Raw genomic sequence first — 4,845 nt, 5'->3', positions numbered from 1 at the left:
TGCAGTGCAGCGGCGTGGTGGCCGCGGCGGCCGACCGGCTGCAGTTGGGCAAGGCCACGCTCTACGAGAAGATCAAGCGGTACGGGCTTGCGGCGAAGGGTGAGGGCGAGCGCTAGGTGTGTGAAGGCACGCCATGAACGAAAACGCCCAGCTTGGCTGGGCGTTTCTTCTGACGAAGTTCAAACTCAGGCGGCGTTCAGCGCCTTGTCGAGCAAGGCATCGAGTTCCGCAAACGTCGGTTCACCCACGTAGCGCTTCAGGATCTTGCCGTTCCTGTCCACCACGAAGGTGGTCGGCGTGAGCTGCACATTGCCGAATTGCTTGGCCGCGCTGCCGTCGTCCATTGCAACCTTGAACGGCAGGTTGCGTGTCTGCGCGTAATTGTTCACGTACATCGGTGCGTCGTAGTTCATGGCGACGGCTACGAATTCCAGGCCGCGGCCCTTGAATCGGTTATACGTGTTGATCATCTGCGGCATCTCTTTCATGCACGTTTCGCAGCTTGTTGCCCAGAAGTTGATCAGGTAGACCTTGCCCTTCAGATCGGTCGAGGTCGAAACCTTCTGGCCCGACAAAAGCGTGAACGTGGCGTCCGGCACGCGTTGCTGGCCGCCGAACGCGAAATAGCCGGTACACGCAATCACGCCCGCCACGATCGCCATGACGATATAGCGCAGCGGGCTCTTGCTGCGCGCCAATGAAACCTGTGAATTCTCTGACATGGGAGACCTCGAGCGTGCTCGATATAAGGCAATTGCGTCGGTATGACCGGATGCTGCGCATTTTAGCCCGAATCCCAGAAAAGCGTCTCCGCTGACAAGTCCGCTCCGGTGCGGCCAACAGCGCCGTCGGTTCGGGCAGCGGATAATTACGTTTTCTCTTTTTGCTTTGCTCATGAACCGATCTTCGCGAACCGTAGTCCTCAAATCCATGATGGTGGCTTTTAGCGCTGTAGCGCTGCTCGCCTGCACGCCGGCCTACGACTGGCGCACCATTCAGAACAACGACGACGCCTACGAAGTCACATTCCCCGCCAAACCCCGCTCGGATGCGCGGGATATAGAGATCGCCGGAAAGCCGATGCACATGAAGATGCAGACCGCCGAAGCCGGTGACGCGGTATTTGCCGTGGGAACGGTCGACTTGCCCAACGGGGACGCCGCAACGCAGCAAGCCGCGCTCGACTTTCTCCAGCAAGGTTTGGCGCGCAATGTGAACGCTGCGCCGACTGCGCACCCGGTTCAGATCGAAATTGCGGCAGGCGGCAAGCTGCCGGGCTCGGAGATCGAGGTGAACGGCACACGCGATGACGGCCAGAATCGCGAGACACGCCAGATTCGCGCTCGCTTCATCGCGAAAGGAATGCACGCTTATCAACTTGCGATCGTTTCAACCAAAGCGCCCCCGGCCGAGCAGATCGATCAGTTTTTCTCGTCGTTCAAGCTTTATTAAGTATTCGCAGGCCTTCGTCCTTCCGCATTTATCGCCATTTCATTAGTTGAATGACGCCACGACAACGTTTCACGACGAAGAATCTGGACAAGGTTTTAAGGCTAAAACTCGGATTTATCTCAGTTTTTTGAACTATCCACAGAGGTTGTGGATAACTTTGTGGAAAACATCGTCCGGTGAGCCGCAAGCGCCCGTCTGACGCGGCTTTCCTTACTTTGCCTTGATTCGTGGCATCGGAAAAAGACCAATAAAATCAACGGCCTGTGCTTCATTGCCGAAACTGGGGTTGGATCTGATGTTAAGGAAACAAAGAACGGCCCAGTGTGCATAAGTCAAGTCTTGACACGCGAATTTCTTTCTACGGCGACGCGCGGGCGGCCTATACCGCGGCGAAAGCCCGCCGATACTGGATCGCCTCAGCCAGATGCCCCGCCGTGGGTGAGTTGGCGGCAGCCAGATCCGCAATCGAGCGCGCCACTTTGAGCACGCGGTAATACGCTCGCGCCGACCATCCGAAGCGCTCACCCGCTTCGCGCAGCAAGGCTTCGCCGGCAGCGTCCGGGCGGCAGACCGCGTCGACTTCCCGGCCATCGAGTTCGCGATTTGTCTTGCCTTGGCGCTGAAGCTGGCGCTCGCGTGCATCAGCGACACGGCGCGCCACGACTGCGCTTGTCTCACCCAGAGACCCACTCCTCGCCGATAACTCCGCCGGCGACAATGCGGGTAGCTCGATCTGGATATCGATGCGGTCGAGCAGTGGTCCTGAAAGTTTGCGCAGATAACGAGCGGCGATCTCGGGTGTGCAGCGGCATCGGCCGTTCGGATCGCCGCGCCAGCCGCACGGGCACGGATTCATGGCTGCGACCAATTGACACGCAGCCGGGAAGTCGGCCTGATGCGCGGCGCGTGAAATGGTGATCCGGCCGGCTTCCAGCGGTTCGCGCAGCGTTTCGAGCACTTTCCGGTCGAACTCCGGCAGCTCGTCGAGAAATAGCACGCCCAGGCGCCAAGGTGATTTCGCCAGGTTGCGGCGGGTTGCGACCGCCGACAAGCGCCACCGAACTCGATGAATGATGGGGTGCCCGGAACGGCCGCTGGCGCCACTGAGCTGGGGAGAATCCAAGCATGCTCGCGGAAAGGATCGCCGCAGAGGACAGGGCTTCTTCGTCTGTCATGGGTGGGAGAAGGCTGGGCAATCGCGCGGCGAGCATCGATTTGCCTGCGCCCGGCGGTCCGACCATCAAGAGATGATGTCCGCCGGCCGCCGCGACCTCCAGTGCACGCCGTGCGCCGGGATGGCCGATGACATCGACGAGATCGGGCAAGGGTGGGCGCCGGTCTAGCCGGGAGCCGAGCGTTGCGGCACGGACGGGCGTGAGGCGGCCGTTTTCCGAGCCGCAAAGGTGTGCACACAAAGTGGGCAGATCGAGCGCACCAAATACTTCGACACCTGGCACGAGCGCGGCTTCCGATGCACTCGCGGCCGGCAGATAAATCTCAGGCATGCGCACGTCGGTGTCCCGCACGAACCCACCTTCCATTGCAACGACGCCCGCATATTGCCGCGCTGCGCCGCACGCCATCGCAAAGGCGCCGCGCATTGGCCGGATGGAACCGGTCAGCGACAACTCGCCCGCAAACTCACGATGCAACAACGCCTCGACGGGAATCTGACCGCTCGCTGCAAGGATGCCCAATGCAATAGGCAAGTCGAACCGGCCGCTTTCTTTCGGCAGATCGGCAGGGGCAAGGTTGACGGTGATCCGGCGAACGGGAAATTCGAAGCCGCAATTCTGAAGGGCGGCGCGAACGCGCTCGCGGCTTTCGCGGACTTCAAGATCAGGCAGGCCGACGATTGAAAACGAAGGTAATCCATTGGCGAGATGAACCTCGACGGTCACCTCGGGCGCGCGCCCAGGAGCGGGCGCGCGGCTGCGCACCACGGCAAGCGACATGATTCTTTCCCCGCTGCCCGCGCCCCGTCGTTGCAATTGCAATCGCAAGGCGGCGGTTTATTGATTCAACATCACGGCTCGCTTAGCCGGTGACACGCTTTTTCAGCTTCTAGCCCTTAGTCCTGACTACTCGATGACGTAGCACCACCCAGCTTTGCTTCCAGTTGCGCCACACGCCGTTCGAGCTCTTCGAGCCGGGTACGTGTGCGCACGAGCACTTGCGTCTGGGTATCGAATTCTTCGCGCGTGACGAGATCCAGCTTCGAGAAGCCTTGCGAAAGCATGGCTTTCATATTCTTTTCAATGTCCTTGGCCGGTGAATTCTTGAGCAGCTCGCTCATCTTGGCCTGGAAGTCATTGAATACGTCGTTCGGTTGTTTCATGCGGTCTTTCCTCTTGCGCACCATAAAAGTGCATTCATTGTTAGCTCAGTGCCACGAAATTCTTCATGATCCAAATTGGTGCGTCATAGCGCGAAAGCTGATGGCGGCTGCGCCCAACTCGTCCCTTGACGCGGCGTTTCGTCACGCCCAGAGAATCTGAACTTCGTGCCTGACCTTGCGTGCACTCTAGCAACGATCCACGGTACGCGCCAGCACATGGAAGCACCGTTAGCCATCCGGTCTAAGGAGCGGGCCGGGACCCCGTGAAGCCCTGATGAGCATGCGTATAGGCTCGCATGGCATACGAGTTGCATAAGTGGCCCCGGCCTTGTCCGTACGCGCTTTTCCGGGCGATGGGCAAAGCGGCGTGGCGCATGAGACGCCGCTCGCGATGGCACGAGGCAACAAAGGATCAGGCATGGGACCAGAGCAAGCGCCAACACGCCAACTCTGTTCGACACACACGCGAGGGATACATGAAGCTCATTACCGCAATCATCAAGCCGTTCAAGCTCGACGAAGCACGCGAAGCGTTGTCGGCGATCGGCGTCTCGGGCATCACCGTCACCGAGGTAAAAGGCTTCGGCCGCCAGAAGGGCCACACGGAGCTGTATCGCGGCGCCGAGTACGTGGTCGACTTTCTGCCGAAAGTGAAGATTGAAGCAGCGGTATCGGACGATATCGTCGACCAGGCGATCGAAGCGGTGGAGCGCGCAGCACGCACGGGCAAGATCGGCGACGGGAAGATCTTCGTCACCCCGATCGAACAAGTCATTCGCATTCGTACCGGTGAAACCGGCGCGGACGCTCTCTAAAAAAAACGAAACGGCGATAAGAGGAAACACAAGAATGCGCAATTTATTGATGTCCTTGTTGATGGCGGGGTCGCTGCTGGGAGTGAGCGCCGGCACCGTGATGGCGCAGGATGCATCGGCGCCCGCGGCTGCGTCGGCCATGGCGGCGCCTGCAAGCGCACCAGATTCCGCGTCTCCGGTCAGCGCCAATACGGCACTGGCTTCCGGCGCTGCGGCCGATGCTGCTTCCGCGCCGGAAGA

The 4,845-nt window shown here is 60.0% G+C and carries 5 protein-coding genes and 2 pseudogenes; 4 read left to right on the top strand and 3 right to left on the bottom strand.

The window, feature by feature from the left end; all coding sequences use genetic code 11:
- Nucleotides 1-116: helix-turn-helix domain-containing protein (locus ACRXB1_RS30590; RefSeq protein ID WP_449494173.1), on the top strand; the 116-nt coding region annotated here is incomplete at its 5' end.
- 69 nt (nt 117-185) lie between these two features.
- Here the strand turns inward: ACRXB1_RS30590 and ACRXB1_RS30585 are convergent.
- Entirely contained in the window at nt 186-722 is a 537-nt protein-coding gene (locus ACRXB1_RS30585; RefSeq protein WP_449494172.1) for a TlpA disulfide reductase family protein, read from the bottom strand.
- A 172-nt stretch (nt 723-894) separates the two neighbouring features.
- Here ACRXB1_RS30585 and ACRXB1_RS30580 point away from each other — a divergent pair, with 172 nt between their 5' ends.
- Complete coding sequence (locus tag ACRXB1_RS30580; RefSeq protein WP_236873385.1) at nt 895-1,452, top strand: hypothetical protein; 558 nt, start codon at nt 895-897, stop codon at nt 1,450-1,452.
- A 379-nt stretch (nt 1,453-1,831) separates the two neighbouring features.
- On the opposite strand, the pseudogene ACRXB1_RS30575 reads toward ACRXB1_RS30580, so the two are convergent.
- Together ACRXB1_RS30575 and ACRXB1_RS30570 are read right to left on the bottom strand one after the other, a co-directional pair.
- Nucleotides 1,832-3,407, bottom strand: a pseudogene (locus ACRXB1_RS30575) (YifB family Mg chelatase-like AAA ATPase).
- A 116-nt stretch (nt 3,408-3,523) separates the two neighbouring features.
- Nucleotides 3,524-3,790, bottom strand: coding sequence for an accessory factor UbiK family protein (locus ACRXB1_RS30570; RefSeq protein ID WP_075359339.1), 267 nt, complete (start codon nt 3,788-3,790; stop codon nt 3,524-3,526).
- 476 nt (nt 3,791-4,266) lie between these two features.
- On the opposite strand from ACRXB1_RS30570, the gene ACRXB1_RS30565 reads away from it, so the two are divergent.
- Together ACRXB1_RS30565 and ACRXB1_RS30560 are read left to right on the top strand one after the other, a co-directional pair.
- Nucleotides 4,267-4,605 (top strand): P-II family nitrogen regulator, encoded by a 339-nt coding sequence (locus ACRXB1_RS30565; RefSeq protein WP_031364354.1) that lies wholly within the window; start codon nt 4,267-4,269, stop codon nt 4,603-4,605.
- Between the two features lie 34 nt (nt 4,606-4,639).
- Nucleotides 4,640-4,845: pseudogene (locus ACRXB1_RS30560) on the top strand (ammonia channel protein); the annotation flags it as partial.

It is taken from the genome of Caballeronia sp. M23-90 (assembly GCF_053574605.1).
The sequence above is the reverse complement of the archived record's forward strand: the minus strand, read 5'-3'. Positions and strand labels throughout refer to the sequence as shown.

Excerpts from the sequence above, each read along its gene's own strand:
- ACRXB1_RS30580 (WP_236873385.1), top strand. The coding sequence starts at position 895 with ATGAACCGATCTTCGCGAACCGTAGTCCTCAAATCCATGATGGTGGCT.
- ACRXB1_RS30565 (WP_031364354.1), top strand. The coding sequence starts at position 4,267 with ATGAAGCTCATTACCGCAATCATCAAGCCGTTCAAGCTCGACGAAGCA.
- ACRXB1_RS30585 (WP_449494172.1), bottom strand. The coding sequence starts at position 722 with ATGTCAGAGAATTCACAGGTTTCATTGGCGCGCAGCAAGAGCCCGCTG.
- ACRXB1_RS30570 (WP_075359339.1), bottom strand. The coding sequence starts at position 3,790 with ATGAAACAACCGAACGACGTATTCAATGACTTCCAGGCCAAGATGAGC.